Source organism: Pseudomonas sp. TE3644, from assembly GCF_056278815.1.
In genome coordinates, this window is record NZ_JBWBQF010000001.1 from 5,358,112 (window position 1) to 5,384,110 (window position 25,999).

General features: G+C 61.8%; 27 protein-coding genes and 1 pseudogene. 6 read left to right on the plus strand and 22 right to left on the minus strand.

What is annotated here, in order from left to right; translation table 11 throughout:
- Positions 1-37: 37 nt before the first annotated feature.
- The 7 genes from ACZ9GA_RS23650 to rplM form a co-directional block, all read right to left on the minus strand.
- Entirely contained in the window at positions 38-460 is a 423-nt protein-coding gene (locus ACZ9GA_RS23650; protein ID WP_455923516.1) for a ClpXP protease specificity-enhancing factor, read from the minus strand.
- Positions 461-471: 11 nt separating this feature from the next.
- Positions 472-1,095 (minus strand): glutathione S-transferase N-terminal domain-containing protein, encoded by a 624-nt coding sequence (locus ACZ9GA_RS23655; RefSeq protein WP_027976852.1) that lies wholly within the window; start codon positions 1,093-1,095, stop codon positions 472-474.
- 154 nt (positions 1,096-1,249) lie between these two features.
- On the minus strand, positions 1,250-2,029 hold the full coding sequence (locus ACZ9GA_RS23660; protein WP_457360412.1) for a cytochrome c1: 780 nt from the start codon (positions 2,027-2,029) through the stop codon (positions 1,250-1,252).
- Positions 2,029-3,240, minus strand: a complete 1,212-nt coding sequence (locus ACZ9GA_RS23665; protein WP_457360410.1) for a cytochrome b — start codon at positions 3,238-3,240, stop codon at positions 2,029-2,031. Before ACZ9GA_RS23665 ends, ACZ9GA_RS23660 begins: the two co-directional genes overlap by 1 nt.
- Positions 3,240-3,833 (minus strand): ubiquinol-cytochrome c reductase iron-sulfur subunit, encoded by a 594-nt coding sequence (petA, locus tag ACZ9GA_RS23670; RefSeq protein ID WP_027976849.1) that lies wholly within the window; start codon positions 3,831-3,833, stop codon positions 3,240-3,242. Before petA ends, ACZ9GA_RS23665 begins: the two co-directional genes overlap by 1 nt.
- Before the next feature lie 403 nt (positions 3,834-4,236).
- Positions 4,237-4,629, minus strand: a complete 393-nt coding sequence (rpsI, locus tag ACZ9GA_RS23675) for a 30S ribosomal protein S9 (protein ID WP_457360408.1) — start codon at positions 4,627-4,629, stop codon at positions 4,237-4,239.
- 14 nt (positions 4,630-4,643) lie between these two features.
- Positions 4,644-5,072 carry a 50S ribosomal protein L13 gene (gene rplM, locus ACZ9GA_RS23680; RefSeq protein ID WP_027976847.1) on the minus strand — a complete coding sequence of 143 codons (429 nt, stop codon included), beginning with the start codon at positions 5,070-5,072 and terminating at the stop codon, positions 4,644-4,646.
- Positions 5,073-5,320: 248 nt separating this feature from the next.
- Between rplM and ACZ9GA_RS23685 the strand changes: the two genes are divergently transcribed.
- Positions 5,321-6,361 (plus strand): NADP(H)-dependent aldo-keto reductase, encoded by a 1,041-nt coding sequence (locus ACZ9GA_RS23685; RefSeq protein ID WP_457360406.1) that lies wholly within the window; start codon positions 5,321-5,323, stop codon positions 6,359-6,361.
- 123 nt (positions 6,362-6,484) lie between these two features.
- On the opposite strand, the gene ACZ9GA_RS23690 is transcribed toward ACZ9GA_RS23685, so the two are convergent.
- Positions 6,485-7,624 carry an acyl-CoA dehydrogenase family protein gene (locus ACZ9GA_RS23690; RefSeq protein WP_027976845.1) on the minus strand — a complete coding sequence of 380 codons (1,140 nt, stop codon included), beginning with the start codon at positions 7,622-7,624 and terminating at the stop codon, positions 6,485-6,487.
- 240 nt (positions 7,625-7,864) lie between these two features.
- On the opposite strand from ACZ9GA_RS23690, the gene ACZ9GA_RS23695 reads away from it, so the two are divergent.
- Entirely contained in the window at positions 7,865-8,761 is an 897-nt protein-coding gene (locus ACZ9GA_RS23695) for a GlxA family transcriptional regulator (protein ID WP_457363661.1), read from the plus strand.
- A 101-nt stretch (positions 8,762-8,862) separates the two neighbouring features.
- Here the strand turns inward: ACZ9GA_RS23695 and zapE are convergent, their stop codons facing one another.
- The 3 genes from zapE to ACZ9GA_RS23710 all read right to left on the minus strand — a co-directional run bounded on the left by zapE (position 8,863) and on the right by ACZ9GA_RS23710 (position 12,058).
- Positions 8,863-9,957, minus strand: a complete 1,095-nt coding sequence (zapE, locus tag ACZ9GA_RS23700; protein WP_457360404.1) for a cell division protein ZapE — start codon at positions 9,955-9,957, stop codon at positions 8,863-8,865.
- Positions 9,958-10,042: 85 nt separating this feature from the next.
- Complete coding sequence (locus ACZ9GA_RS23705; RefSeq protein WP_457360402.1) at positions 10,043-11,398, minus strand: tryptophan--tRNA ligase; 1,356 nt, start codon at positions 11,396-11,398, stop codon at positions 10,043-10,045.
- A 24-nt stretch (positions 11,399-11,422) separates the two neighbouring features.
- The gene (locus ACZ9GA_RS23710; RefSeq protein ID WP_457360400.1) at positions 11,423-12,058 is read right to left on the minus strand and encodes an alpha/beta hydrolase; all 636 of its coding nucleotides are present in this window, start codon (positions 12,056-12,058) and stop codon (positions 11,423-11,425) included.
- Positions 12,059-12,196: 138 nt separating this feature from the next.
- Here ACZ9GA_RS23710 and ACZ9GA_RS23715 point away from each other — a divergent pair, with 138 nt between their 5' ends.
- Positions 12,197-12,631: a Z-ring associated ZapG family protein gene (locus tag ACZ9GA_RS23715; protein WP_455923523.1), complete on the plus strand. Its 435-nt coding sequence runs from the start codon at positions 12,197-12,199 to the stop codon at positions 12,629-12,631.
- 144 nt (positions 12,632-12,775) lie between these two features.
- On the opposite strand, the gene ACZ9GA_RS23720 is transcribed toward ACZ9GA_RS23715, so the two are convergent.
- Positions 12,776-13,855 (minus strand): acyltransferase family protein, encoded by a 1,080-nt coding sequence (locus ACZ9GA_RS23720; RefSeq protein ID WP_457360398.1) that lies wholly within the window; start codon positions 13,853-13,855, stop codon positions 12,776-12,778.
- Between the two features lie 254 nt (positions 13,856-14,109).
- Between ACZ9GA_RS23720 and ACZ9GA_RS23725 the strand changes: the two are divergent.
- A pseudogene (locus ACZ9GA_RS23725) lies at positions 14,110-14,469 on the plus strand (DoxX-like family protein); the annotation flags it as partial.
- Positions 14,466-14,933 carry a DUF2269 family protein gene (locus ACZ9GA_RS23730; RefSeq protein ID WP_457360396.1) on the plus strand — a complete coding sequence of 156 codons (468 nt, stop codon included), beginning with the start codon at positions 14,466-14,468 and terminating at the stop codon, positions 14,931-14,933. The pseudogene ACZ9GA_RS23725 and the gene ACZ9GA_RS23730, both read left to right, overlap by 4 nt.
- Positions 14,934-15,014: 81 nt before the next feature.
- Here the strand turns inward: ACZ9GA_RS23730 and cysN are convergent, their stop codons facing one another.
- The 3 genes from cysN to ACZ9GA_RS23745 all read right to left on the minus strand — a co-directional run bounded on the left by cysN (position 15,015) and on the right by ACZ9GA_RS23745 (position 18,839).
- Positions 15,015-16,916 (minus strand): sulfate adenylyltransferase subunit CysN, encoded by a 1,902-nt coding sequence (cysN, locus tag ACZ9GA_RS23735; protein ID WP_457360394.1) that lies wholly within the window; start codon positions 16,914-16,916, stop codon positions 15,015-15,017.
- Between the two features lie 14 nt (positions 16,917-16,930).
- Positions 16,931-17,848 carry a sulfate adenylyltransferase subunit CysD gene (gene cysD, locus ACZ9GA_RS23740; protein ID WP_008365348.1) on the minus strand — a complete coding sequence of 306 codons (918 nt, stop codon included), beginning with the start codon at positions 17,846-17,848 and terminating at the stop codon, positions 16,931-16,933.
- Positions 17,849-18,080: 232 nt separating this feature from the next.
- The gene (locus ACZ9GA_RS23745; RefSeq protein ID WP_457360392.1) at positions 18,081-18,839 is read right to left on the minus strand and encodes a Nif3-like dinuclear metal center hexameric protein; all 759 of its coding nucleotides are present in this window, start codon (positions 18,837-18,839) and stop codon (positions 18,081-18,083) included.
- Between the two features lie 115 nt (positions 18,840-18,954).
- On the opposite strand from ACZ9GA_RS23745, the gene algW reads away from it, so the two are divergent.
- The gene (algW, locus tag ACZ9GA_RS23750; RefSeq protein ID WP_457360390.1) at positions 18,955-20,118 is read left to right on the plus strand and encodes a Do family serine endopeptidase AlgW; all 1,164 of its coding nucleotides are present in this window, start codon (positions 18,955-18,957) and stop codon (positions 20,116-20,118) included.
- Positions 20,119-20,124: 6 nt separating this feature from the next.
- Here algW and hisC read toward each other — a convergent pair whose 3' ends face one another.
- The 7 genes from hisC to ACZ9GA_RS23785 form a co-directional block, all read right to left on the minus strand.
- Entirely contained in the window at positions 20,125-21,168 is a 1,044-nt protein-coding gene (hisC, locus tag ACZ9GA_RS23755; RefSeq protein ID WP_457360388.1) for a histidinol-phosphate transaminase, read from the minus strand.
- A gap of 3 nt (positions 21,169-21,171) precedes the next feature.
- On the minus strand, positions 21,172-22,500 hold the full coding sequence (gene hisD, locus ACZ9GA_RS23760; protein ID WP_457360386.1) for a histidinol dehydrogenase: 1,329 nt from the start codon (positions 22,498-22,500) through the stop codon (positions 21,172-21,174).
- 138 nt (positions 22,501-22,638) lie between these two features.
- Positions 22,639-23,274 (minus strand): ATP phosphoribosyltransferase, encoded by a 636-nt coding sequence (hisG, locus tag ACZ9GA_RS23765; protein ID WP_027976828.1) that lies wholly within the window; start codon positions 23,272-23,274, stop codon positions 22,639-22,641.
- Between the two features lie 118 nt (positions 23,275-23,392).
- On the minus strand, positions 23,393-24,658 hold the full coding sequence (murA, locus tag ACZ9GA_RS23770) for a UDP-N-acetylglucosamine 1-carboxyvinyltransferase (protein ID WP_027976827.1): 1,266 nt from the start codon (positions 24,656-24,658) through the stop codon (positions 23,393-23,395).
- Positions 24,659-24,680: 22 nt separating this feature from the next.
- A complete protein-coding gene (locus ACZ9GA_RS23775; RefSeq protein WP_027976826.1) occupies positions 24,681-24,920 on the minus strand; it encodes a BolA family protein in 240 nt (79 codons plus the stop codon).
- A gap of 120 nt (positions 24,921-25,040) precedes the next feature.
- A complete protein-coding gene (locus ACZ9GA_RS23780) occupies positions 25,041-25,346 on the minus strand; it encodes an STAS domain-containing protein (RefSeq protein WP_457360383.1) in 306 nt (101 codons plus the stop codon).
- Entirely contained in the window at positions 25,343-25,993 is a 651-nt protein-coding gene (locus tag ACZ9GA_RS23785; RefSeq protein ID WP_027976824.1) for an MlaC/ttg2D family ABC transporter substrate-binding protein, read from the minus strand. The genes ACZ9GA_RS23780 and ACZ9GA_RS23785 overlap by 4 nt, the downstream gene beginning before the upstream one ends.
- Between the last annotated feature and the right edge of the window lie 6 nt (positions 25,994-25,999).

Genomic DNA, 25,999 nt, shown 5'->3' on the forward strand with positions numbered 1-25,999 from the left:
CAATAAAAAAGGCGATCCGGATGGATCGCCTTTTTTATTACTTGACCACTTTCAGGCTTGGCCGCCCTGCAGGGCGCTGCGGCCGGCCACCATCGGGCGGCAGGTCGTCGTCATGCCCATCAAGCACAACCTCGTCTTCCTCGAGCACAGGCGGCTCCAGGTCGAAGACCATGCCCTGGCCATTCTCGCGGGCGTAAACGCCCAGGATGGCACCGATAGGCACGTACAGGGTGTGCGCGACGCCGCCGAAGCGACCTTCGAAGCTGACAGCGTCGTTGTCCATGTGCAGATGGCGCACGGCGCTGGGCGACACGTTGAGGACGATCTGGCCATCACTGGCAAAGCCCTTGGGCACTTGCACCGAACGGAATTCGGAATTGACCAGCATGTGGGGTGTGCAATCGTTGTCCACGATCCACTCGTAGAGTGCACGCACGAGATACGGACGACTGGAGTTCATCAAAGGCTCCTTCAAACCTGGCGCATTTCACGTTCAGCTGCCGAAAGGCTGGCCTGGAAGGCTTCGCGGGCAAACTGACGGTCCATATAGTCCAGCAGCGGCTTTGCAGGCCGCGGCAATTCGATACCCAGAACTGGCAAACGCCAGAGTATGGGCAGTAGACAGCAATCGACAAGACTTTGCTCATCACTGAGGAAGAAAGGCTTGTCGGCAAACAACGGCGAAACGCCGGTCAGGCTCTCGCGCAACTCCTTGCGGGCCTGCACACGAGCCGGTTCCTTGGTCCGCGCGTCAAGAATCAGGTCCACCAGCCCGCACCAGTCGCGCTGAATCCGATGGATCAGCAGGCGGCTGTTGGCCCGGGCCACCGGGTACACCGGCAGCAGTGGCGGATGCGGGTAACGCTCATCCAGATATTCCATCACGACAGTGGATTCGTACAGCGCCAGATCCCGATCGACCAGCGTCGGCAGGCTGCCGTACGGGTTCACTTCGATCAGTTTGGCTGGCTGCGAACCTGCCGGCACGCTGATGATCTCAGCGCTAACACCCTTCTCGGCGAGCACGATGCGCACCCGATGAGAATAGTGGTCAGCGGGGTCGGAGTAGCAGGCCAACCGGTTGGTCACGCCCATGGCGGTCCTCCTCGCGTATAAAAAACATGAATAACACAAAAACGAGCGCGCCCCTGAAGCACTCCGTTAGCGAATGTGAGCGGAAAAGCTTCCAGGCTCACTACGCAGGGTTGCCGAGGGGCGCGCGCATTTAACAGCAAATCTTACCGCATATTCAATGAACGTCTTTCCAGTATTCACGTTTGAGCAGGTAGGCAAAGATGAACAGAACCGCCAGATACAGCAACACATAGGTGCCAATGCGCTCGCTGGCGAGCTTGTTGGGGTTGGCCGAATAGGCCAGGAAGGTCACCAGGTTGTGGATTTTTTCATCGAACTGCTCGGGCGTCAGGGTACCGGTCTTGGGCACCAGCGTCAGCTGATCGCAAGCCTCGTGGGTCAGCGGCGAGCCGGTCAGCGGGTCGTACTGCTTCTTGCCCTCGGTGACCACCTGCACCTGCTTGCAACCAATCACCTGACGCCCCTGCAGGCCGCCCAGCACGTTGGGCATGCCCACGTTGGGGAAGACCACGTTATTCACGCCCCAAGGCCGCGCAGGGTCCTCGTAGAAGGAGCGCAGATAGCCGTACAGCCAGTCGGTGCCACGCACCCGCGCCACCAGAGTCAGGTCGGGCGGCGCGGCGCCGAACCACGCCTTGGCGTCGGCTGGCTGCATGCCGATGGTCATGTGGTCGCCGATCTTGGCGCCGGTGAACACCAGCTTTTCCAGCATCAGGTCATGGGGGATGCCCAGGTCATCGGCCACGCGCTCGTAGCGCTGGAACTTGGCGCTGTGGCAACCCATGCAGTAGTTGACGAAGGTACGCGCGCCATCCTGCAGCGCGGGCTTGTCGGCCAGGTCGATGTCCACCTTTTCCAGTTCCGGGCCACCCTCGGCGGCCCAGGTCATCATGGGCAGTAGCGCAAGCATGAAAACCGCAATTATTCTTTTCATCAGCCTGTCACCCTTTCCGGTACTGGCTTGGTCTTCTCGAGCCGCGTGTAGAACGGCATCAGGATGAAGTAGGCGAAATACAGCACCGTGCACACCTGCGACACCAGCGTTCGCTCAGGCGTGGGCGGCAGCACGCCCAGGTAGCCCAGGGTAACGAAGGACAGGCAGAACAGCGTCAGCGCGATGCGACTGATCCAACCCTTGTAGCGCATGGACTTGACCGGGCTGCGGTCCAGCCACGGCAGCACGAACAGCACGGCGATGGCCGCGCCCATGGCCATCACCCCCAGCAGCTTGTCGGGCACCGCCCGCAAAATCGCGTAGAACGGCGTGAAGTACCACACCGGGGCGATGTGCTCCGGGGTCTTGAAGGCGTTGGCCTGCTCGAAGTTGGGCTTTTCCAGGAAGTAACCGCCCATCTCCGGGAAGAAGAACACGATGGAGCAGAACACGAACAGGAACACCACCACGCCGACGATATCCTTGACCGTGTAGTACGGGTGGAAGGCAATGCCGTCCAGGGGGATGCCGTTTTCGTCCTTGAGCTTCTTGATCTCGATGCCGTCGGGGTTGTTCGAGCCCACTTCGTGCAGCGCCAGGATATGCAGCACCACCAGGCCGAGAATGACGATCGGCAAGGCAATCACATGCAAGGCAAAGAAGCGGTTCAGGGTAATGCCGGAAATCAGGTAGTCGCCGCGAATCCACTGGGTCAGGTCATTGCCGATCACCGGAATGGCGCCGAACAGGGAAATGATCACCTGCGCCCCCCAGTACGACATTTGCCCCCAGGGCAGCAGGTAGCCCATGAACGCCTCGGCCATCAGCGCCAGGTAGATCAGCATGCCGAAGATCCACACCAGCTCCCGCGGCTTCTTGTAGGAGCCGTACAGCAGGCCGCGGAACATGTGCAGGTAGACGACGATGAAGAACGCCGAGGCGCCGGTGGAGTGCAGGTAACGCAGAATCCAGCCAAATGACACGTCGCGCATGATGTACTCGACCGAAGCAAACGCCTCTTCGGCCGACGGCGTGAAACTCATGGTCAGCCACACGCCGGTGACGATCTGATTGACCAGCACCAGCAGCGCCAGCGAGCCGAAGAAGTAGAAGAAGTTGAAGTTCTTCGGGGCGTAGTACTTGGTGAGGTGTTCTTCCCACATTTTTGTCGCGGGGAAACGGGCATCCACCCAGGCCATGAACTTGCTCATCACGCTTTCTCCTGATCAACGCCGATGACAATCACATCGTCCGACTCGTACGAGTGCGGCGGCACCGCCAGGTTGAGCGGCGCAGGCTGGGATTTGTACACACGGCCGGCGAGGTCGTAGTGGGAACCGTGGCAGGGGCAGAAGTAGCCACCCACCCAGTCCTTGCCCAGGTCGGCCGGGGCCACCTCGGGGCGAAACGTGGGAGAACAGCCCAGGTGCGTGCAGATACCGATCAGGATCAGCACCTGTGGCTTGATGGAGCGCAGCTTGGGGTCGACGTAGGCAGGCTGGGTGGAGTTCTTGGACTCGGGGTCGGAGAGGCGGTCTTCGATCTTGCCCAGGTTGGCCAGGATCTCGTCGGTGCGGCGCACCACGAATACCGGCTGACCGCGCCATTCGGCGATCACTTGCTGACCCGGTTCGACCTTGCTGATGTTGAACTTGACTGGAGCGCCCGCCGCCTTGGCCTTGGCGCTGGGGAACCACGACCCCACGAACGGGACCGCAGCCCCTACCGCTCCTGCCGCGCCGACCACGGATGTGGCCGCTACGAGGAAGCGACGCCGGCCTGCATTCACGCCGTCATTGCTCATTGAGTCCTCTCCCATCGGCTTTTTGTGCCCTGTTGCAACGGGCATCTACATTGTTGGTTCCATCCGCACAGGTAGGGTCAGTACCTGAAAATGTGACGAATGGTAGTGAAAAGCCCATACCTAGACAAGGGAAATACCCGCGGCAAACGGCTGCACGCCTTGTCTTGCGCGGGGTACGCAGATGCAGCAAAGCGCTGCATGAAAACTTCGCACCCCACGTCATTCATCGTAGCCGCTGCCGCAGGCTGCGCTGGCCATTTGCAACAACACAAATGGCAGCGAACATTCGGGCCTGCGCCGCCTGGCGGCAGCGGCTACGCGCCCACCGTAGTCTAGTCGACATAAAAAAAGCCCGGTTCCAAAGGAACCGGGCTTTTTTTTGAACGGAGTCGCGAAGCTTGAATTAACGCTTCGAGTACTGCGGACGCTTACGCGCTTTACGCAGACCGACTTTCTTACGTTCAACTTCACGAGCGTCACGAGTAACGTAGCCAGCTTTACGCAGGGCGCTACGCAGGGTCTCGTCGTACTGCATCAGAGCACGGGTGATACCGTGACGGATTGCACCGGCTTGACCGCTGACACCACCACCGATAACGGTGACGTAGATGTCGAACTTCTCGGTGGTCTCGGTCAGTTCCAGCGGCTGACGAACTACCATGCGGGCAGTTTCACGGCCGAAGAACACGTCCAGAGAACGGTTGTTGATGGAGATGTTACCGGTGCCCGGACGCAGGAAAACGCGTGCGGTAGCGGTCTTGCGACGGCCAGTGCCGTAATTTTGAGTCGCCGACATAATGAACTATTCCGTTAAATCTTCAGTTCTTGGGGCTGCTGAGCAGTATGAGGGTGAGCAGCGCCCGCATAGACTTTCAGCTTACGGTACATGTCGCGACCCAGCGGGTTCTTAGGCAGCATGCCTTTAACCGCGGTCTCGATCACGCGCTCAGGGGCCTTGGCGATCAGTTTTTCGAAGCTGATCGACTTGATGCCGCCCGGGAAACCGGAGTGGGAGTAGTACATTTTGTCAGAGGTTTTTGCGCCAGTGACACGAACCTGCTCGGCGTTGATGACGACGATGTAGTCGCCGGTGTCAACGTGAGGGGTGTATTCTGGTTTGTGCTTGCCACGCAGGCGGCTCGCGATCTCAGTAGCCAGACGACCCAGGGTCTGACCAGCAGCATCAACGACGAACCAGTCGCGTTTTACTGTTTCCGGTTTAGCAGTAAAAGTTTTCATTCTTTATAGCCTCGAAGGCCGTCCAGCAAAAAGAGACGGCAGATCTTACTGAATAGTGCGTACTTTGACAAGTCAAAGGCAGCCGGATACAGACGCTATCGGGGGCTCGGGTCAGCGCGTCCAATATACGGCAAGATTCTTCGGCGAGCGGCGCATCACTTCCACTGCTGAGAGAGGGGCCGAATTATCCAGATTGCGAAAAAAATATCAACCTGCTTTTATGATTCCTTTGCCTTGAGGAGCAGCAGATGGATTTTCGCCGATTGGGCCGCACCGACATCAACGTCAGCGCCCTGTGCCTGGGCACCATGACCTGGGGCGAGCAGAACACCGAGGCAGAGGGCTTCGCGCAGATCGAACGGGCCAAGGCGGCCGGCATCAACTTCATCGACACGGCGGAAATGTACCCCGTACCCCCTCGTCCGGAAACCTACGCCAGCACCGAACGCGTCATCGGCAATTACTTCGCCAGCCGCGGTGATCGCGCCGACTGGGTACTGGCCAGCAAGATTGCCGGCCCCGGCAACGGCATCGCCCACATTCGCGACGGCCAGCTGCGCCACAATCGCGAGCATATCGTGCAGGCCCTGGACGCCAGCCTTTCGCGACTGAAGACCGACTGGATCGACGTGTACCAGTTGCACTGGCCCGAGCGCAGCACCAACTTCTTCGGCAAGCTGGGCTACCAGCACACCCAGGACGAGCTGATCACCCCGCTGGAAGACACCCTGGAAGCGCTGGACGAGCAGGTAAAGGCCGGCAAGATCCGCCACGTCGGCCTGTCCAACGAAACGCCGTGGGGCACCATGAAATTCCTGCAGCTGGCCGAAAGCCGTGGCTGGCCGCGCGCGGTGTCGATCCAGAACCCCTACAACCTGCTCAACCGCAGCTTTGAAGTGGGCCTCGCGGAAATCGCCATTCGCGAGCAATGCGGCCTGCTGGCCTATTCGCCGATGGCCTTCGGCATGCTGTCGGGCAAGTTCGAGAACGGCGCCAAGCCGGCCGGTGCCCGCCTGACCCTGTTCAGCCGCTTCAGCCGCTACTCCAACCCGCAAAGCGTGGCGGCCTGCAGCCGCTACGTGGCCCTGGCCCGCGAGCACGGCCTGGACCCGGCGCAGATGGCGCTGGCGTTCGTCACCCAGCAGCCGTTCGTGACCAGCAACATCATCGGTGCCACGTCGCTGGAGCAACTGGACGCCAACATTGCCAGTTTCGATCTGAAGCTGAGCGATGAGGTGCTGGAAGGCATCGAGGCGATCCACAAGGATCAGCCCAACCCGGCGCCGTAATCCATCACCCTGTGGGAGCGGGCTCTGCCCGCGAAGCGTACACCGCGCAATCCAGCCAGCACCGCGTCGGTTTGTTCGCGGGCAGAGCCCGCTCCCACAGAGCTCTTGTGCAGCCCGATCACATCAAATCACCGAGCGGGCAATGATCTCTTTCATGATTTCATTGGTCCCGGCATAAATGCGCTGTACCCGCGCATCCGCCCACGCCCGGGCAATCGGGTATTCCCACATGAAGCCGTAGCCGCCGTGCAACTGCACGCACTCGTCGAGCACCTTGCACTGCAGGTCCGAGCCCCAGTACTTGGTCATCGCCGCCGTAGGCACGTCCAGCTCGCCCTTGAGGTGCAATTCAAGGCAGCGATCGATGAACACCCGCCCGATCTGCACTTCAGTGGCGATTTCCGCCAGTTTGAACCGGGTGTTCTGGAAGTCGCTGATGGCCTTGCCAAACGCCTTGCGGTCGCGGGTGTAGTCCAGCGTCCATTGCAGCGCCGCCTCGGCCGAGGCCACCGCACCAATGGCCACCGTCAGGCGCTCCTGAGGCAGCTCCTGCATCAGGTAGGCGAAGCCCTGCCCCGCCTGCCCCAGCAGGTTGTCCTTGGGGATGCGCACGTTCTGGAAGAACAGCTCAGAAGTGTCCTGAGCCTTCATGCCTACCTTCTCCAAGCGCTTGCCCTTGTCGAAGCCCGGGGTTCCCGCCTCCACCACGAACAGGCTGGTGCCTTTCGCGCCGGCCTTGGGGTCGGTCTTGGCGACCACGATCACCAGGTCCGCGAGGAAGCCGTTGGTGATGAAGGTTTTCGAGCCATTGAGCACGTACTCGTCACCGTCCAGCACCGCCGTGGTCTTGATGCCTTGCAGGTCGGAGCCTGCGCCCGGCTCGGTCATGGCGATGGCCGATACCAGCTCGCCGGTGGCCAGGCGTGGCAGGTAATTGCGCTTGAGGGTTTCGCTGCCGTAGTGCAGCAGGTAGGGCGCGACGATGTCCGAATGCAGGGAGAAACCCAGGCCGCTGAGGCCCAGGCGGCTGATCTCTTCGATCACCACGGCGCTGTACAGAAAATCTGCACCGTAGCCGCCGTACTCCTCGGGCATGTGCGAGCACAGCAGGCCCGCCTCCCCCGCCTTGTTCCATAGACGCCGGTCGACGTGACCCTGCTTTTCCCATTGGGCATGGAAGGGCGCGGCCTCTTTTTCTAGGAATTTTCTGACGCTGTCGCGGAAAAGTTCATGGTCTGAGCTGAACACTGTCCTAGGAATCATCCTACACCTCTGCCTGTGCGATCCATGTTAGATAGCACAGCCTAGGCCGCATGCTGTGTAGCGGCACTGGACACAAACGCCAAAAAATAAGACGATCCAGCCGCTTATTGACCACTATCCCTTATAAGAATAATGAACATGATGTTTACCCCGAATACCCCGTCATTACGGCGCGTGAGCATTCTGGCCATCGACAAGGTCTTTGCCTCGACGCTGATGCACGCCAAGGATTTCTTCCACCTGGCCAGCCTGCGCTACGGCAAGCAACTGGGCCAGGGCCTGACGTCGCTTTTCGAAACCCGCCTGATCAGCCCCGACGGCCAGCCCGTGCTGACCTTCAGTGGCGTGCAGGTGCCGGTGGACGGCACCCTGGAAGACGCCGACATTATCGTGCTGCCGGCCTTCTGGGACGACTTTGACGCCCTGTGCCTGCGTTACCCGCAGGTGATGCCCTGGCTACGCGCCCAGCACGCCCGTGGCGCGGTGTTGTGCGGCGAGGCCAGCGGTGTGTTCTGGCTGGCCGAAGCGGGCCTGCTGGACGGCAAGGAGGCTACCACGTACTGGCGCTTCTTCGGCCAGTTCGCCGAGCGCTTCCCGCAAGTAGTGCTCAACCAGGACAAGCACCTCACTGACGCCGACAACCTGTACTGCGCCGCCGGCACCACCTCGGCCTGCGACCTGTACATTTACCTGATCGAACGCTTCTGCGGCGCCAGCGTGGCGCAAGCCGTGTCCCGGGACATCCTCTATGAGGTACAGCGTAACTACACCCCGGGGCGCATGGGCTTCGGCGGGCAGAAACTGCACCAGGACCTGAACATCCTGCAGATTCAGCAGTGGCTGGAAGAGCACTTCGCCGACAAGTTTCGCTTTGAGGACGTGGCCCGCGAGCATGGCATGAGCATTCGCAACTTCATGCGCAGGTTCCAGAACGCAACTGGCGACAAGCCGCTGCATTACCTGCAGAGGCTGCGCATCGAAACCGCGAAGGGATTGCTGTCGGGCTCGCGCAAGAGCATCAAGACCATCAGCTATGAGGTGGGGTACGACGACGCGAGCTTCTTTGCGCGCTTGTTCCGCCAGCATACGGCGCTGTCGCCAAACCAGTATCGCCAGCAGTTCCTGCAGGAGGCGTAAGGCATGTAGCCGCTGCCGCCAGGCTGCGCTGGCCCTCTACCCCACTGAAAATCTCCAGTGAACAGCAGGGCCAGCGCAGCCTGGCGGCAGCGGCTACAGGGTCAGGGCTTGTGCGCGCGCGACAGGAATTCGTGCGACTGCATTTCCAGCAGACGGCTCAAGGTACGCTGGAACTCAAAGTTCAGGCGCCCACCGGTGTACAGGTCCTTGAGTTCAACCTCGGCCGAGATGATCAGCTTGACGTTGCGGTCGTAGAACTCGTCGACCATGTTGATGAAGCGTCGCGCGATGTCATCGGTCGCCACGCCCATCTGCTCCACGCCGCTGAGCAATACGGCATGGAAGATCTTGCCCAGTTCGATGTAGTCGTTCTGGCTACGCGGGCCGTCGCACAGTTCGCGGAAGTCGAACCAGGCCACGTCGTCACAGGTCTTGAGGGCGAGGATTTCGCGGTTCTCGATGATCAGCTTGTCGTTTTCCACCGCCGCCGTGCACTCGGGCGTCAGGGCCTTGAAGCTCTTGCGCAGGCTTTCGTGAGCGGCTTCGTCCAGCGGGTAGTGAAACAGCTCGGCCTGCTCCAGGTGACGCAGGCGGTAGTCCACGCCACTGTCGACGTTGACGATCTCGGTGTTCTGCTTGATCAGCGCAATGGCTGGCAGGAAGCGCGCGCGTTGCAGACCATCCTTGTACAAGCCGTCGGGGACGATGTTGGAGGTGGCCACCAGCGTCACGCCGTTCTTGAACAGCTCTTCCATCAGCGTGCCCAGGATCATGGCGTCGGTGATGTCGGAAACGAAGAATTCATCGAAGCAGATAACCCGTGCTTCATCGGAAAAGCGTTTGGCGATCACCGTCAGCGGGTTTTTCTCGCCCTTGAGGGTGCGCATCTCTTCGTGCACGCGCTTCATGAAGCGGTGGAAGTGAGTACGCACCTTTTCCTTGAAGGGCAGCGCTTCGAAGAAGGTGTCCACCAGGTAGGTCTTGCCCCGCCCTACGCCGCCCCAGAAGTACAGGCCCTTGACCAGCGGCTGCTCCTTCTTGCCGAACAGCTTGCCGAACAGGCCTGGCTTGCTGTCATGCGCCGCAATCAGATCGTCGTACAGACGCTGCAGGTGGCGAACCGCAGTTTCCTGCGCAGCATCATGGAAGAACTCGGGGCGTTTGAGGTCAGCTTGATATCGTTCTAGAGGCGTCATATTCGTTAGCAGGGCAACAAAAACGGGCCGTCACTGTAACGACGACCCTGGGTTATGGCAATTAGACTTGCGACAGTTGGTCGCATTAGTCCTGTTGAGGCTGCAAGGCCAGGCGCAGAGCCTCTACGGCGACGTCACGGCTGGCGGTATCGGCGAACTCGGGGCTGTCGCCGACGCAAGCGTCGTCCAGCCACAGGGTAAAGCCGTTGCCATCGCTGCGAACGTCCAGCGCCGCGCCACTCTGCAGTTGCTTGCTGACCTGGCCGGCGGCCTTGCCATCGGCAAAGCTGCGCGACAGCAGCAGTTGCTCGCCATCGGCGGCCAGCAGGCGGAAGCGGAAGCTGCCGTCTTCGTCGCGGAAGCTGACGAAACGGGCGGTCTTGGCGGCCTTCTTCTTGGTGGCGGTGGCGGTGGCGACGTGCGCCTGCTCGCGGAATGAACGCAGGCCCACGGCTTCGCGTAGCTCGCCGAGGAACGGCGTGGCCACCTTGCGGGCCTTGGCAGCGCCAGCCAGCAGGATGTCTTCCAGGTCGGCCGGGCGGGCGATGAACTGGTGGTACTTCTCGCGGGCTTCGCCCAGTTCGGCGTCCAGCAGGTTGAACAGGCGGTTCTTGGCTTCGCCCCAGCCCAGGCCCTGCAGCAGCTCTTCGCGGAACTCGGCCTGTTGCGCCGGGGTAGCGAAGGCCTGGAACAAGGTGAACAGGTGCGAGTTGTCCGGGTCCTTCGCCTCACCCGGGGCACGGGAGTCGGTGACGATGCGCGATATCGCGTCCTTCATCTCCTTGGCGCTAGTGAACAGCGGGATGGTGTTGTCGTAGCTCTTGGACATCTTGCGCCCGTCCAGGCCCGGCAAGGTGGCCACGCTTTCCTCGATCAGCGCCTCGGGCATCACGAAGAACTCGCGGCCCTGGCCGAACAGGTGGTTGAAGCGCTGGCCGATGTCGCGGGCCATTTCCACGTGCTGGATCTGGTCACGCCCCACCGGCACCTGGTGGGCGTTGAACATCAGAATGTCGGCGGCCATCAGCACCGGGTAGCTGAACAGGCCCATGGTGATGCCGGCGTCCGGGTCTTCGCCATTTTCGACGTTCTTGTCCACCGAGGCCTTGTAGGCGTGCGCACGGTTGAGCAGGCCCTTGCCGGCCACGCAGGTCAGCAGCCAGGTCAGCTCGGGGATTTCGGGGATATCGGACTGACGGTAGAAGGTCACACGGTCCACGTCCAGGCCGGCAGCCAGCCAGGTCGCGGCGATTTCCAGGCGCGAGCGCTGGATGCGCAGCGGGTCATCGCACTTGATCAGCGCGTGGTAGTCGGCCAGGAAATAGAACGAGTCGGCGTCGCTCTGGCGGCTGGCGACGATGGCCGGGCGAATGGCGCCGGCATAGTTGCCCAGGTGCGGGGTGCCAGTGGTGGTGATACCGGTCAGGATACGAGTGGTCATGGTCGGATTCTTGTCAGTCTGCAATCAGTTCGAAAGGCGTGGCAGGACCAGATCTTTCAGGTCGGTCAGCTTGCCATGAAAAAAGTGTCCGCATTCTGCCACTTTCAGCAGCTCATGGGGGCGTTGCAGCTGCTCGGACCAGGCGTACACCAGGGCCGGGTCCACCACTTCGTCGGTTTCGGGCTGGATCACGGTCAGCGTACCGCCCAAAGGCAGGCTATGCTCCGGCGTCAGGCGCATTACCGCAGGGGCCACCATGAACAGGCGCTGCACGCTTTGGCCTGCCGCTTCCAGCCGGCCGCCCAGGGCAGCGGCGACGAAGCCGCCGAACGAGAAGCCCAGCAGCGTCAATGGCAGTTCCGGGTGCTGGGCACGCAGCCAGGCGGCCGCAGCCTGGGCGTCATCGATTTCGCCGCTGCCCATGTCATGGCTGCCGGCGCTCTGGCCGACGCCACGATAATTGAAACGCAACGTAACAAAACCGGCATCCCGGGCCGTGCGCTGCAAGGTCGAGATCACCTTGTTGAGCATGGTGCCGCCCTGCACCGGGTTGGGGTGGCAGATCAGCGCAATGCCGCGCGCGTCGGCGCTATCCAGGTACAGCGCTTCGAGCTGGCCTTGCGGGCCATCAATGAAAACGGGGGTTTCGCGGATCAGCAAGGGGGTACTCCGTGACCTCGAAAGGGGTCGACTCGTCTAGTCGAAGGATTCTGTCTGAAATATTTGCGATTGCTCGCGGTATACAGCGCAGGTTAGAGCCGTTAACGTAAAGCAAAGCCGTTTATAGAGGAAGGACTCGTGGAACACTCGCTCTTAGTTTGGTTGTTGCCGACTATCGCCCTCGTCGTGGGTGTCGTGATTGGCCTGGTCGTCGCCCGCCTCGTGCCCAATGCCGCCCCCAGCAGCACTCAGCGCCAGCTGGACGAGATTCAGGAACGCTTCGACAGCTACCAGAATGACGTGGTCACTCACTTCAACACAACGGCCTCGCTGGTCAAGAAAATGACCCAGAGCTACCAGGAAGTGCAGGAACATCTCGCCGAGGGCGCCAACCAGCTGGCCCTGGACGAGCTGACCCGCCAACGCCTGCTGGCAGCCCTGCACGCCGAAAGCGCCGGCCCGCGCGAACGCCTCACCCCACCCCGCGACTCCGAGCCGCCACGCGACTACGCGCCCAAGGCGCCGAACTCGCCGGGTATGCTGGATGAGCAGTATGGGTTGAAGCGCAAGTAAACTGCGTTGCATGAAAAAACGGAGCCTTCGGGCTCCGTTTTTTTATCTCGTAGCCGCTACCGCCAGGCTGCGCTGGCCCTGTGCCTCACCGAAGATCTGCACTGGGTAATGGGGCGAGCGCCGCCTGGCGGCAGCGGCTACAGGTCAGGCAGGCGCCTGTGCCGTGGGGCGTGGGCGCTGGCGGATGAACGGGCGCTCGATGCCCCAGTAGGTCGCCACACTCACGCTCGCCACCAGCCACAGCACCAACGGCAGGTACCACACGTAATGGCGGAAGTCGGCTGCCTGGAAGTCGTAGATGCCGAACACGCTGAACAGCAGGTAGATCACGATGCCGTGCAACAGGTAGATGCTGAAACTGGCCTCGCCGAGGATCTTCAGGCCGCGGTGCTCCAGCAGGCCGTTCAGGCTGTTACCCAGCACGAACAGGGCAAACGGGATGGCCAGGATGATCATCTGCGCCTTGGAGTACGGCTTCAGTGTCATGCACAGCACCAGCACGGCCAAGGCCACCAGGGTGCACTTCCAGCCGCCATAGTCGATGGCCTTGGCCTTGAGCCAGTCTTCCAGCACGGCCACGACGATACCGGCCACGAACAGTTTGATGTAGCTGTTGCTGAAATGGTGCCCATACAGGGGCCACAATGCTGCCAGTGCCAGCACCGAGACCAGTACCGCCGCAATGGCCAAACGGCGACGCAGCAGGCAATACAGCAGTGGCAGGGCCAGGTAGAACACCGCTTCGTACAGCAACGTCCATTGCACGCCGGCGTTGATGCGGCGGGTATCGTCGATGTCGTTGAATGGCACGCCGATGAAGACCAGCCATTGGCCAAGCGACTTGCCGAAGTCGGCCAGCGAACCCAGGTGACCGCCCTGCGTGTAGAACGCGATGGCCACGACAAGCGCGACACTGGTCAGGTACATGGGGAAGATCCGACGGATACGCGAAGCCGCGATGGCCTTCCACTGCGGCGCCCCGCGATACACCTTACCGCCGAACAGATAGCCGGTGATCATGAAGAACAGCGATACCGGCACTGCGCCCATGTTGTTGATCAGCCGGCTGTCCGTCATCTGCCATACCGAGGTGACATGCCAGTAGTAGCTGACCGTGAAGTGGTGCGCCAGCACCGCGGTGGCCAGCACGCCGCGCAGCCCGTCCAGTGACGAAACGCGGTGTTGTGCCTCTTCGGTGAGGAGTGGCAGGCGGCTTGAACCCACGCAAAAAATGGCCATCGCCGCTAAATAGAGCGCGACCAGAAGCAGATTTTCCATCATGCAGGTAATTTCGTATCCAGAGATAGGCGGGAGTGCTGTCAGGCTGTTTTTCGCTGTGCAGGGCAGAAAAGGTGGCGCCTGACGCGACATTCTAAACGGGTTCGATGAATCTGGCGCACCTTGGCGGCAGTGAATGGCAGAATGTTCGCCCTCCCCTCACGGAACGCGGTATCGAGATGGACATCCCTACCCCCTGGCTGCGACCCGCCTTGCTGGCCGCCCTGTTGTTTACCTGGCTGTGGACCGCCTTTACCTGCGTGGGCCCCGGCTATGACTGGGGCGTGCGAATAATGGCCGAAGCCGGTGCCAGCGGCTGGCTGGCGTCGCTGGCAGTGATCGGTGGCGCAGGTTGCGACGCGGTGCTGGGACTGGGCCTGCTGTTCAAGCGCTGGCGCCGCAGGGTGCTGATGGCGCAACTGGTGCTGATGGTCGCGTATACGCTGTTCATCACCCTGGTGTTGCCCCACTACTGGCTCGACCCGTACGGCGGGGTCTCCAAGAACCTGGTGCTGATCATCGCCACCCTGTGGCTGTACGGCCAGGAGGCCCGCCCGTGAGCCTGTACCTGATCCTCAAAACCTTGCACATTCTGTCCTCGACCGTGCTGTTCGGCACAGGCCTTGGGTCTGCCTATTACGCCCTGCGGGCATGGCGCAGCGCCAACGTTGCGGTGATTGCCGCCACCTTTCGCCATTTGGTGTTCGCTGACTGGGCGTTTACTGCCACGGCGGCGGTGTTCCAGCCACTGAGCGGGCTGGGCCTGATGCACCTGGCCGGTTGGCCGCTGATGAGCCCATGGCTGCTGTGGAGCATGGGCCTGTATGTGTTTGCGGGAGTGTGCTGGTTGCCGGTGGTGTGGCTGCAGATTCGCGTGCATCGGCTGGCCGATCAGGCGTTGGCCCAGGGCACGGCGATGCCGTTGAACGCACGGCGCTACATGGCGTGGTGGTTTGGCCTGGGGTGGCCGGCGTTTCTGGCGTTTATCGCGATTTTCTATTTGATGGTGGGCAAGGGCGCCTGAATGCCCCCCATCCTGTGGAGGAGGTAGGCAAGCAAAAGCCCGCCGCTCTTGCGAGGGGCGGGCTTTTTCAGGGCTAAGCGCTTAGATCGCGCCGCGCGAACGCAGCAGGTCCAGCACTTGCTTGACGCCCTCTTCCACCGAAACGCTTTGGGTGTCCACCACCAGGTCAGCGTTCAACGGCACATCGTACGGGAAGGATTCACCCGGGATGTTGTCGCCGTCGGCCGCATACAGGCCCTGTGGATCACGCTCGCGGCATACCTGCGGCGATGCCTGCACGTAGACGGTCACCAGACGGTCGGCACCGATCAAGGCCTTGGCCTGTTCACGGCCTTCGGCATCCGGCGCCACGAAGGCGGCCAGGGTCAGCAGGCCAGCTTCGTTGAACTGACGCGCCACGTGAGCGGCACGGCGCCAGTTCTCGGTACGCCCGGCGCGGTCCTGCGGCAAGCCCTTGTTCAGGTCATGACGCAGGTTCTGGCCATCCAGCACGTACACCGCGCGGCCCATGTCGAACAGCTTGCGCTCCACGGCGTAGGCCAGGGTGCTCTTGCCAGCGCCCGACAGGCCGCTGAACAGCACGGTGGCCGGCTGCTGGCCGAAGCGCAGGGCACGCTCCTCGGTGGCAACGTGGGCCTGCTTGCCGTGATGACCAGCCGAACCGTGCGGTACTACCGGCGGGGCGATGATCATGCCGGCGCCGACGGTGCCGTTGGTCAGGCGGTCGATCACGATGAACGCGCCGGTGGTGCGGTTGCTGTCGTAACCGTCCAGGGCGATGGAGGTGTCCAGCGCCACTTTCACCCGGCCGATCTCGTTCAGGGCCAGCGCGCTGCCCGGGCCTTCGGCCAGGGTGTTGACGTCGACCTTGTGGACGATGCTGGCAATGGAGCCCGGCACGTAGCTGGTGGCGCGCTTGATGTCGTACTTCTTGCCCGGCAGCATCGGCTCTTCAGCCATCCACACCAGCATCGCGTCGAAGCTGTCGGTGACCGTCGGCACGTTGTCGGCATGCACCAGCAGGTCGCCACGGGAGATGTCGATCTCGTCTTCCATGGTCAGGGTCACGGCCTGACCTGGGCCCGCCTGCTCCAGCTCACCTTCGAAGGTGACGATGGATTTGACCCGGCTGCTCTTGCCCGACGGCAGCACCACGACTTCGTCGCCCTTGTGCACGATGCCGCTGGCCAGGGTACCGGCGAAGCCACGGAAGTTCAGGTTGGGACGGTTGACGTACTGCACCGGGAAGCGCAGGTCGGTCAGGTTGCGGTCGCCGGCCACTTCCACGGTTTCGAGGATTTCCATCAGCGACTGGCCGGTGTACCACGGCGAACGCTCGCTGCGGTTGACCACGTTGTCGCCCTTGAGGGCCGACATCGGCACGAAGTGCAGGCTGCTCGGTTTCAGGGCAATACCTTCGGCGAACTTCAGGTAATCGGCCTTGATTTCCTCGAACACGCCTTCGTCGAAGCCCTTGAGGTCCATCTTGTTGATGGCCACCACGATGTGCTTGATACCCAGCAGGGAGGCGATGTAGCTGTGGCGACGGGTCTGGGTCTGCACGCCGTAGCGGGCGTCCACCAGGATGATCGCCAGGTCACAGGTGGACGCACCGGTGGCCATGTTGCGGGTGTACTGCTCGTGGCCCGGGGTGTCGGCAATGATGAACTTGCGCTTGGCGGTCGAGAAGTAGCGGTACGCCACGTCGATGGTGATGCCTTGCTCGCGCTCGGCCTGCAGGCCGTCCACCAGCAGCGCCAGGTCGATGTCTTCACCGGTGGTGCCGACTTTCTTCGAGTCGCGGGTAATGGCTTCCAGGTGATCTTCGTAAATCATCTTGGAGTCGTGCAGCAGGCGCCCGATCAGGGTGCTCTTGCCGTCGTCGACGTTACCGCAGGTCAAAAAGCGCAGCAGCTCTTTGCGTTCGTGCTGGCCCAGGTAAGCGAGAATGTCTTCGCTGATCAAATCGGATTGGTGCGACATGGTCTGACCCTAACTTAGAAATAGCCTTGACGTTTTTTGTCTTCCATCGAGCCGGCACCATCGTGGTCGATGACCCGGCCCTGGCGCTCGGAAGTTCGCGTCAGGAGCATTTCCTGAATGATGTCGGTCAGGCTTTCGGCCTCCGACTCCACCGCGCCCGTCAACGGGTAGCAGCCAAGGGTACGGAAACGCACTTTCTTTTTGACGATCTGCGCTTTTTCTTCCTCGCTGAGGTGCTCGAGGATGCGATCGTCGTCGATCATGATCAGCGTGCCGTTCTTCTCGATGACTTCACGCTCGGCGGCGAAGTACAGCGGGACGATCGGGATGCCTTCCAGGTAGATGTACTGCCAGATGTCCAGCTCGGTCCAGTTCGACAGGGGGAACACGCGAATGGATTCGCCTTTGTTGACCTTGCCGTTGTAGACGTTCCACAGCTCCGGGCGCTGGTTTTTCGGGTCCCAACGGTGCTTGCTGTCACGGAACGAGTAAACACGTTCCTTGGCACGCGACTTCTCTTCGTCGCGGCGCGCGCCACCGAAGGCGGCGTCGAAGCCGTACTTGTCCAGTGCCTGTTTCAGGCCCTGGGTTTTCATGATGTCGGTGTGCTTGGAGCTGCCGTGGGTGAAGGGGTTGATACCCTGCGCCACGCCTTCGGGGTTCACGTGCACCAGCAGGTCCAGGCCCAGTTCTTCAACCATGCGGTCGCGGAACTTGTACATCTCCTGGAACTTCCACTGGGTGTCCACGTGCATCACGGGGAACGGCAGTTTGCCGGGGAAGAACGCCTTGCGTGCCAAGTGCAGCATCACGGCGGAGTCTTTGCCGATGGAATAGAGCATCACCGGGTTATCGAACTCGGCGGCCACCTCACGGATGATGTGGATGCTCTCCGCCTCCAACTGTTTCAAATGCGTCAGTTTGTCGACCATGGCTACTCACGGGGATTACATTCGTTATGGACGGCCTGCGGGCCGTGTTCGAGCCGCCCACTCTAGCACAGCGACCACTTCTATCTAATTGGGTGGTTAGAACGAAGCAGTATAAGAATATGCCCGGGAGTTTGGGTGTGTAGCCGCTGCCGCCAGGCTGCGCTCGCCTTGCGCCTCACTGAAAATCTTCGGCGAACAAAAAGGCCAGCGCAGCCTGGCGGCAGCGGCTACATCAGATCGGGTTGGGGATGTCGATGAAGATGTGCTCCAGCGCGAAGCGTCGGGCCAGGTAGTCGCCCAGGGCTTGCACGCCATAGCGCTCAGTGGCGTGGTGGCCGGCGGCGATGAAGCTCACATCGTTTTCCCGCGCGCTGTGGAACGTCTGCTCGCTGGCTTCGCCACTGATATACAGGTCAACACCGGCTGCGATGGCCTGGTCGATGTAGCCCTGCCCGCCTCCGGTGCACCAACCCACCCGGCGAATCATCTCGCTGCCTTCGATCACCAGCGGTTCGCGACCCATCACATCCTGCACGCGACGGGCGAAGTCGCGGGCGGTCATCGGCTCGGCCAGGGAACCCAACAGCCCCACCACCCGCGGGTTTGCCGGGTCCAGCGGGCCTTCCACGGTGATATCCAGCTGGCGCGCCAACTGCACGTTGTTGCCCACTTCCGGGTGCAGATCAAGCGGCAGATGGTAGGCCAACAGGCTGATGTCATGTTTGAGCAGCGTTTTCAGCCGGCGCTGCTTCATGCCGACCACGCACGGGTTCTCGCCCTTCCAGAAATAGCCGTGATGCACCAGGATCAAATCAGCCTGAGCTTCCACCGCCGCGTCCAGCAACGCCTGACTGGCAGTGACGCCGCTGACGATGCGCATCACCTGCGGACGCCCCTCAACCTGCAGGCCATTGGGGCAATAATCCTGGATTTTCGCGCTGTTGAGGTAGCGGTCGGCTTCTTCGACCAGGGTGCTCAGGGCAACAGCCATAAAAGACTCCTAAATAGCAGTTCAGAGCGGCTAAAGCACTCGTATAATGGCGCCCATTATGAGCCACCCGACCGGGTTTGGCTCACGCTCCGTGAAAACTCCCAGGATCCGTTCAATGTTCAAGGCACTGCGTTATTTTGGCTGGCCGCTGCTGACTGGTTTACTCATCGCATTGCTGATCATCCAGCGTTTTCCGCAATTGGTAGGCCTGCCCAGCCAGGACGTCAACCTGCAACAGGTGGCCCAGACCTCGTCCAGCGTGGTGCAGGGCCCGGTCACCTATGCCGACGCCGTGGTACTCGCCGCACCGGCGGTGGCCAACCTGTACACCACCAAAGTGGTGAACAAAAACAACCACCCATTGTTCGAAGACCCGCAGTTCCGCCGTTTCTTCGGCGACAACCTGCCCAAGCAGAAGCGCATGGAGTCGAGCCTGGGTTCGGGCGTGATCATGAGCCCGGAAGGCTACCTGCTGACCAACAACCACGTGGTATCCGGTGCCGACCAGATCGTGGTGGCCCTCAAGGATGGCCGCGAGACCCTGGCGCGGGTGATCGGCAGCGACCCGGAGACTGACCTTGCAGTGCTGAAGATCGACCTGCAAAACCTGCCGTCGATCACCATCGGCCGCTCCGACAACATCCGCATCGGCGACGTCGCCCTGGCCATCGGCAACCCCTTCGGCGTCGGCCAGACCGTGACCATGGGCATCATCAGCGCCACTGGCCGCAACCAGCTGGGCCTGAACACCTATGAAGACTTCATCCAGACCGATGCCGCGATCAACCCCGGCAACTCCGGTGGCGCTCTGGTGGACGCCAACGGCAACCTGACCGGCATCAACACCGCGATCTTCTCCAAGTCCGGTGGCTCTCAAGGCATCGGTTTCGCCATTCCGGTCAAGCTGGCGCTGGAGGTGATGAAGTCGATCATCGAGCATGGCCAGGTGATTCGTGGCTGGCTGGGTATTGAAGTGCAGCCGCTGACCCAGGAACTGGCGGACTCGTTTGGCCTGAAGGATCGTCCGGGCATCGTCGTCGCCGGCATCTTCCGTGACGGCCCTGCGCAGAAAGCCGGCCTGCAACTGGGTGACGTGATCCTCAGCATCGACGGTCAGCCTGCGGGTGATGGGCGCAAGTCGATGAACCAGGTGGCGCGCACCAAGCCCAACGACAAGATCAGCATCCAGATCATGCGCAATGGCAAGGAAATGAAGCTGACGGCTGAAGTGGGACTGCGGCCGCCGCCGGCGCCGAGTGCCACCGAAGAAGTGCAGTAACAGGGTTTACAGCGCGTCCAGCAGCGCCTGGTTCTGCTCGGGCGTACCGATGCTGATGCGCAGGAACTGGGCAATCCGCTGTTGTTTGAAGTGACGCACGATGACGCCCTTCTCACGCACTTTGGCAGCAATGGCGGCCGCATCCTGCTGCGGGTGGCGGGCGAAGATGAAGTTGGCCGCCGACGGCAGCACTTCAAAACCGCGCTGTTCCAACTCGGCCACCAGCTTCTCCCGGCTGTCGATCACCAGTTTGCAGGTGTGTTCGAAGTACTCGCGATCCTTGAACGACGCCGCGCCACCGACGATGGCCAGGCGATCCAGGGGGTAGGAGTTGAAGCTGTTCTTGACCCGCTCCAGCGCCTCGATCAGGTCGGGGTGGCCCACGGCCAGGCCAACCCGCAGGCCTGCCAGCGAGCGCGACTTGGACAGGGTCTGGGTCACCAGCAGGTTGGGGTAGCGGTTGACCAGGCCAATGGCCGTCTCGCCGCCGAAGTCGATGTAGGCCTCATCGACCACCACCACCGAATCCGGGCTGTTCTTCACCAGTTGCTCGACCGCGTCCAGCGCCAGCAGGCAGCCGGTAGGGGCGTTGGGGTTGGGGAAGATGATGCCGCCGTTGGGACGGGCGTAGTCTTCGACGCGGATCTGGAACTGCTCGTCCAGCGCTACCTGTTCGAAGTCGATGCCGTACAGGCCGCAATACACCGGGTAGAAGCTGTAGCTGATGTCCGGGAACAGCAGCGGTGCGTCGTGCTGGAACAGGCCGTGGAAGATGTGCGCCAGCACTTCGTCCGAGCCGTTGCCCAGGAACACCTGGTTGGCCTGCACACCGTAGAACTCGCACACCGCTTGCTTGAGCAGGTCGCTGTTGGGGTCCGGGTACAGGCGCAGGCTGTCACCCAGCTCGGCGCGCATGGCTTCGATGGCCTTAGGCGACGGGCCGTAGGGATTTTCGTTGGTGTTGAGCTTCACAAGGTTGGCCACCTTGGGTTGCTCGCCCGGTACGTAAGGCACCAGTTGCTTGACGAAGGGGCTCCAGAATTTGCTCATGTTTCAGTTCCCCTGCTTGTCGTCGGCGAGAATGCGGTATTCGGCGCTGCGGGCGTGGGCGCTCAGCGACTCGCCGCGGGCCAGGATGGAAGCGGTCTTGCCCAGCTCGGAGGCACCTTGCTGCGAGCAGAAGATGATCGAAGAGCGCTTCTGGAAGTCGTACACGCCCAGCGGCGAAGAGAACCGCGCGGTGCCCGAGGTAGGCAGCACGTGGTTGGGGCCGGCGCAGTAGTCGCCCAGCGCTTCGCTGGTGTGGCGGCCCATGAAGATCGCACCGGCATGGCGGATTTTCGGCAGCCAGGCTTGCGGGTCGGCCACCGACAGCTCCAGGTGTTCGGGGGCGATGCGGTTGGCCACTTCGATGGCCTGGTCCATGTCGGCCACCTTGATCAGCGCGCCACGGCCGTTGATCGAGGTCTTGATGATTTCGGCGCGGTCCATGGTGGGCAGCAGCTTGTCGATGCTGGCGGCGACTTTATCGAGGAACTCGGCGTCCGGGCTGACCAGGATCGACTGGGCGTCTTCGTCGTGCTCGGCCTGGGAGAACAGGTCCATGGCGATCCAGTCCGGATCGGTCTGGCCGTCGCACACCACGAGGATTTCCGACGGGCCGGCGATCATGTCGATACCCACCTGGCCAAACACGTGGCGCTTGGCGGTGGCCACGTAGATGTTGCCCGGGCCGACTACCTTGTCCACCTGCGGGACGCTTTCGGTGCCATAGGCCAGCGCAGCAACAGCCTGGGCGCCACCGATGGTGAACACGCGGTCGACACCGGCGATGCAGGCCGCGGCCAGTACCAGTTCATTGACCTCGCCACGCGGGGTGGGCACCACCATGACCACTTCGGTCACGCCGGCCACTTTGGCAGGGATGGCGTTCATCAGCACGGAAGACGGGTACGACGCCTTGCCGCCTGGCACGTACAGGCCGGCGCGGTCCAGCGGGGTAACCTTCTGGCCCAGTACCGTGCCGTCGGCTTCGGTGTAGCTCCAGGAGTCCTGCTTCTGCTTCTCGTGGTAGCTGCGCACACGGGCAGCGGCGGTTTCCAGGGCCTGGCGCTGTTCGGCGGTGATGCGCGTCAGGGCCAATTCCAGGCGTTCACGGTTCAGGATCAGGTCAGCCATGGAAGCCACTTCCAGGCCGTCGAAACGCTGGGTGAATTCCACCAGGGCAGCATCACCGCGCTCGCGCACGGCCTTGATGATATCGAGCACGCGCTGGTTGACCGAGTCGTCGGACACGCTTTCCCAGCTCAGCAGATGATCCAGATGGCGCGCGAAGTCCGGATCAGTGGCGTCGAGTCGGCGGATTGCAGTGGACGTGGTCATAGCGGGCCTCAATAGTTGGCGAATGCTGAAAATAGCAAATCTCAGGCGCCGCTAGACTACCAAGCCATCCGCGTGGGCACCTGAGAATTCTGGCTATGACACGGATAGATGGGCGCGGCTCAAGGCCGCGCGTGTGGGTCAGTCGTGGTGTCGCGACTCTACCGCTTTGCGCAGGGTGTCGATCAGCGCCTGGATGCGGGCGTGCTGCATCTTCATGGACGCCTTGTTCACCACCAGGCGGGAGCTGATGGTGGCGATCAGTTCCTGGGGTTCCAGGCCGTTGGCGCGCAGGGTGTTGCCGGTGTCGACAACGTCGATGATCTTGTCGGCCAGGCCGATCAGCGGGGCCAGCTCCATGGAGCCGTACAGCTTGATGATGTCGACCTGACGGCCCTGTTCGGCGTAGTAGCGTTTGGCTACGTTGACGAACTTGGTGGCCACGCGCAGGCGGCCCTTGGGCTCGACGGCACCAATGGCACCGGCGGTCATCAGCTTGCACTTGGCAATCTGCAGGTCCAGCGGCTCGTACAGGCCTTGGCCTGTGTATTCCATCAGCACGTCCTTGCCGGCCACGCCGAGGTCGGCCGCGCCATGCTCGACATACGTCGGCACGTCGGTGGCACGCACGATCAGCAGGCGCACATCGTCCTGGGTCGTGGGGATGATCAGCTTGCGGCTTTTATCCGGATTCTCGGTGGGCACGATGCCCGCCTCTGCCAGCAGTGGCAGGGTGTCATCGAGAATGCGGCCCTTGGACAGCGCGATGGTCAACATGGAAAACGTCTTTCCTTAATCAGGATTGTGCCCGGTCGCAATCGGCGCCGGGCCACTGCCAGGCCCCGAAGGCCCGGCTGGACAGATTCATGGGGCGCATCCGTGCGCCCGAAGCAGGTTAGCCCGGCACGCGACGGATTTTCGCGCCCAGCATCTGCAGTTTTTCCTCGATGCACTCGTAACCACGGTCAATGTGGTAGATGCGGTCGATCAGGGTGTCACCTTCGGCGACCAGCGCCGAAATCACCAGGCTGGCCGAAGCACGCAGGTCGGTGGCCATCACTGGCGCGCCCTTGAGCTTTTCGGTACCGGTGACGATGGCGGTGTTGCCTTCCACCTGAATGTGCGCGCCCATGCGGTGCATTTCGTACACGTGCATGAAGCGGTTTTCGAAGATGGTCTCGATGACCGCGCCGGTGCCTTCGGCAATGGCGTTCAGGGAGATGAACTGCGCCTGCATGTCGGTCGGGAACGCCGGGTACGGCGCGGTGCGCACGTTGACGGCCTTCGGACGCTTGCCGTGCATGTTCAGCTCGATCCAGTCCTCGCCCACGGTGATTTCGGCGCCCGACTCCTTCAGCTTCTCAAGTACCGCTTCGAGAATGGTAGGGTCGGTGTCCTTGACCTTGACGCGGCCACCGGTGGCAGCAGCGGCCACCAGGTAGGTGCCGGTCTCGATACGGTCCGGCATCACCTTGTAGGTGGCCGAGTCCAGGCGCTTGACGCCATCGATGGTGATGGTGTCGGTACCGGCGCCGTGAATCTTGGCACCCATGGCGATCAGGAAGTTGGCCAGGTCGACCACTTCAGGCTCGCGCGCGGCGTTCTGCAGCACGCTGCGGCCGTTGGCCAGCGCTGCGGCCATCATGATGTTCTCGGTACCGGTCACGCTGACGGTATCGAAGAAGAAGTTGGCGCCACGCAGACCGCCTTCCGGCGCCTTGGCCTTGATGTAGCCGCCTTCCACGTCGATGACCGCGCCCATGGCTTCCAGGCCACGGATGTGCAGGTCCACCGGACGCGAACCAATGGCGCAACCGCCAGGCAGGGCCACTTCGGCCTCACCGAAACGGGCAACCATCGGGCCCAGCACCAGGATCGAGGCGCGCATGGTTTTCACCAGCTCGTACGGCGCGACCAGGGTCTTGATGGTGCGTGGGTCGATCTCGACCGACAGCTTCTCGTCGATCACCGGCTCGATGCCCATGCGACCGAACAGCTCGATCATCGTGGTGATGTCGTGCAGGTGCGGCAGGTTGGCCACGGTAACCGGGCCATCGGCCAGCAGCGTTGCAGCGAGAATCGGCAGGGCAGAGTTCTTTGCCCCGGAAATGCGGATTTCGCCATCAAGACGAACGCCGCCAGTAATAATCAGTTTGTCCATTAGAATCTCGACGCCTTTAGGCTCAGGTGCGCTCAGCCCAGGCTGCGCTGCTGAAAAATTTCATTGTGACCGCATGGATGCTGCCATCGACGATCCAGGGATTGAGATGAGCATAGATCTGCTGCTGACGTTTCACTGGGCTCAATGCGGCCAGTTCGTCACTGATCACGTTCAATTGGAAGTTGCAGCCTTCGCCTTCAACTTCGACCTGGACATTTGCCAGCTGTGCTTCAAGGAAGCTTTTAACTTCTACGGCCTGCATGCTCAACCTCGATCGGCGCCCTGTGCGCGCGGGTCGGCCATCATACAAAAAAAGCCCCTCGCCTGCGAACCCCGGATGCGAGGACTCTGACGGAGGGGCTGGTTCATTGTGCCTGAATGTTCACGCTGCGGACAAAATAGCGGTCAATTGGCACACTTCGGCAATTTGCTGCATGTCACGCGGCAAGGCCCGGAAGGTCAGGCTCTTGCCCGCCGCGATGGCATCACGCTGCAGGCACAGCAGCAGGGACAGGCCCACGCTGCTGGACTTGACCACGCCTGCGCAATCGAGCACCAATGCCGCGCCGGTACTGGCCTTGACCAGTGCCTGGCCCTGCTTGCGCAGGGCGCTGCCGGTGCTGTAGTCCAGCACACCGCTAAGCAGCAGTTCGCCGCCAGCGCCCTGGCTGATGGCGGCCTGGCTCATTGAGCTTCCTTGGCGGCACCCGTGCCGTTCTCGGCCTTGGCCTTGGCCACTTCACCGGCCCAGTTGTTGATGGTGGTGTCCAGGTTGTTGCCATTGCGCTGCATGGCGTCGGCGAACTGGTCACGGAACAGCTTGCCGATGTTGATGCCGTTGACGATGACGTTACGCACTTTCCATTCGCCATTGAGCTTGACCAGGGTGTACTGCACTGGGTAGACAGCGCCGTTGTTGCCCTTGACGGTCATGTCGACACTGGTGCGGTCGCCTTCGTCACCCTTGGCCGGGCCCACGGTGATGCCCTGGTTGTTGTACTCCAGCAAGGCATTGCCATAGAACTGCATCAGCCCGCGCTTGAAGTTTTCTTCAAAACGTTTCAGCTGGTCCGGGGTGGCGCCACGCGAGTACTTGACGGTCATGATGCTCTTGGAGATGCCGTCGGCATCCACCACAGGGCCGATGATGTTGTTCAGCGCGTCATAGAACTTGCTGGGATCGGCCTTGTACTGATCCTTGTGGGCAGCCAGGTCGGCCAGCAGTTCCTTGGTGGTGCGATCCACCAGGTCATGGGCGCTTTGGTCGGCAGCATTGGCCAGCAGCGGCACACAGGCCAGCAGTACCAGCAGGCCACGTCGCAGGATGGACATCATGGAGTA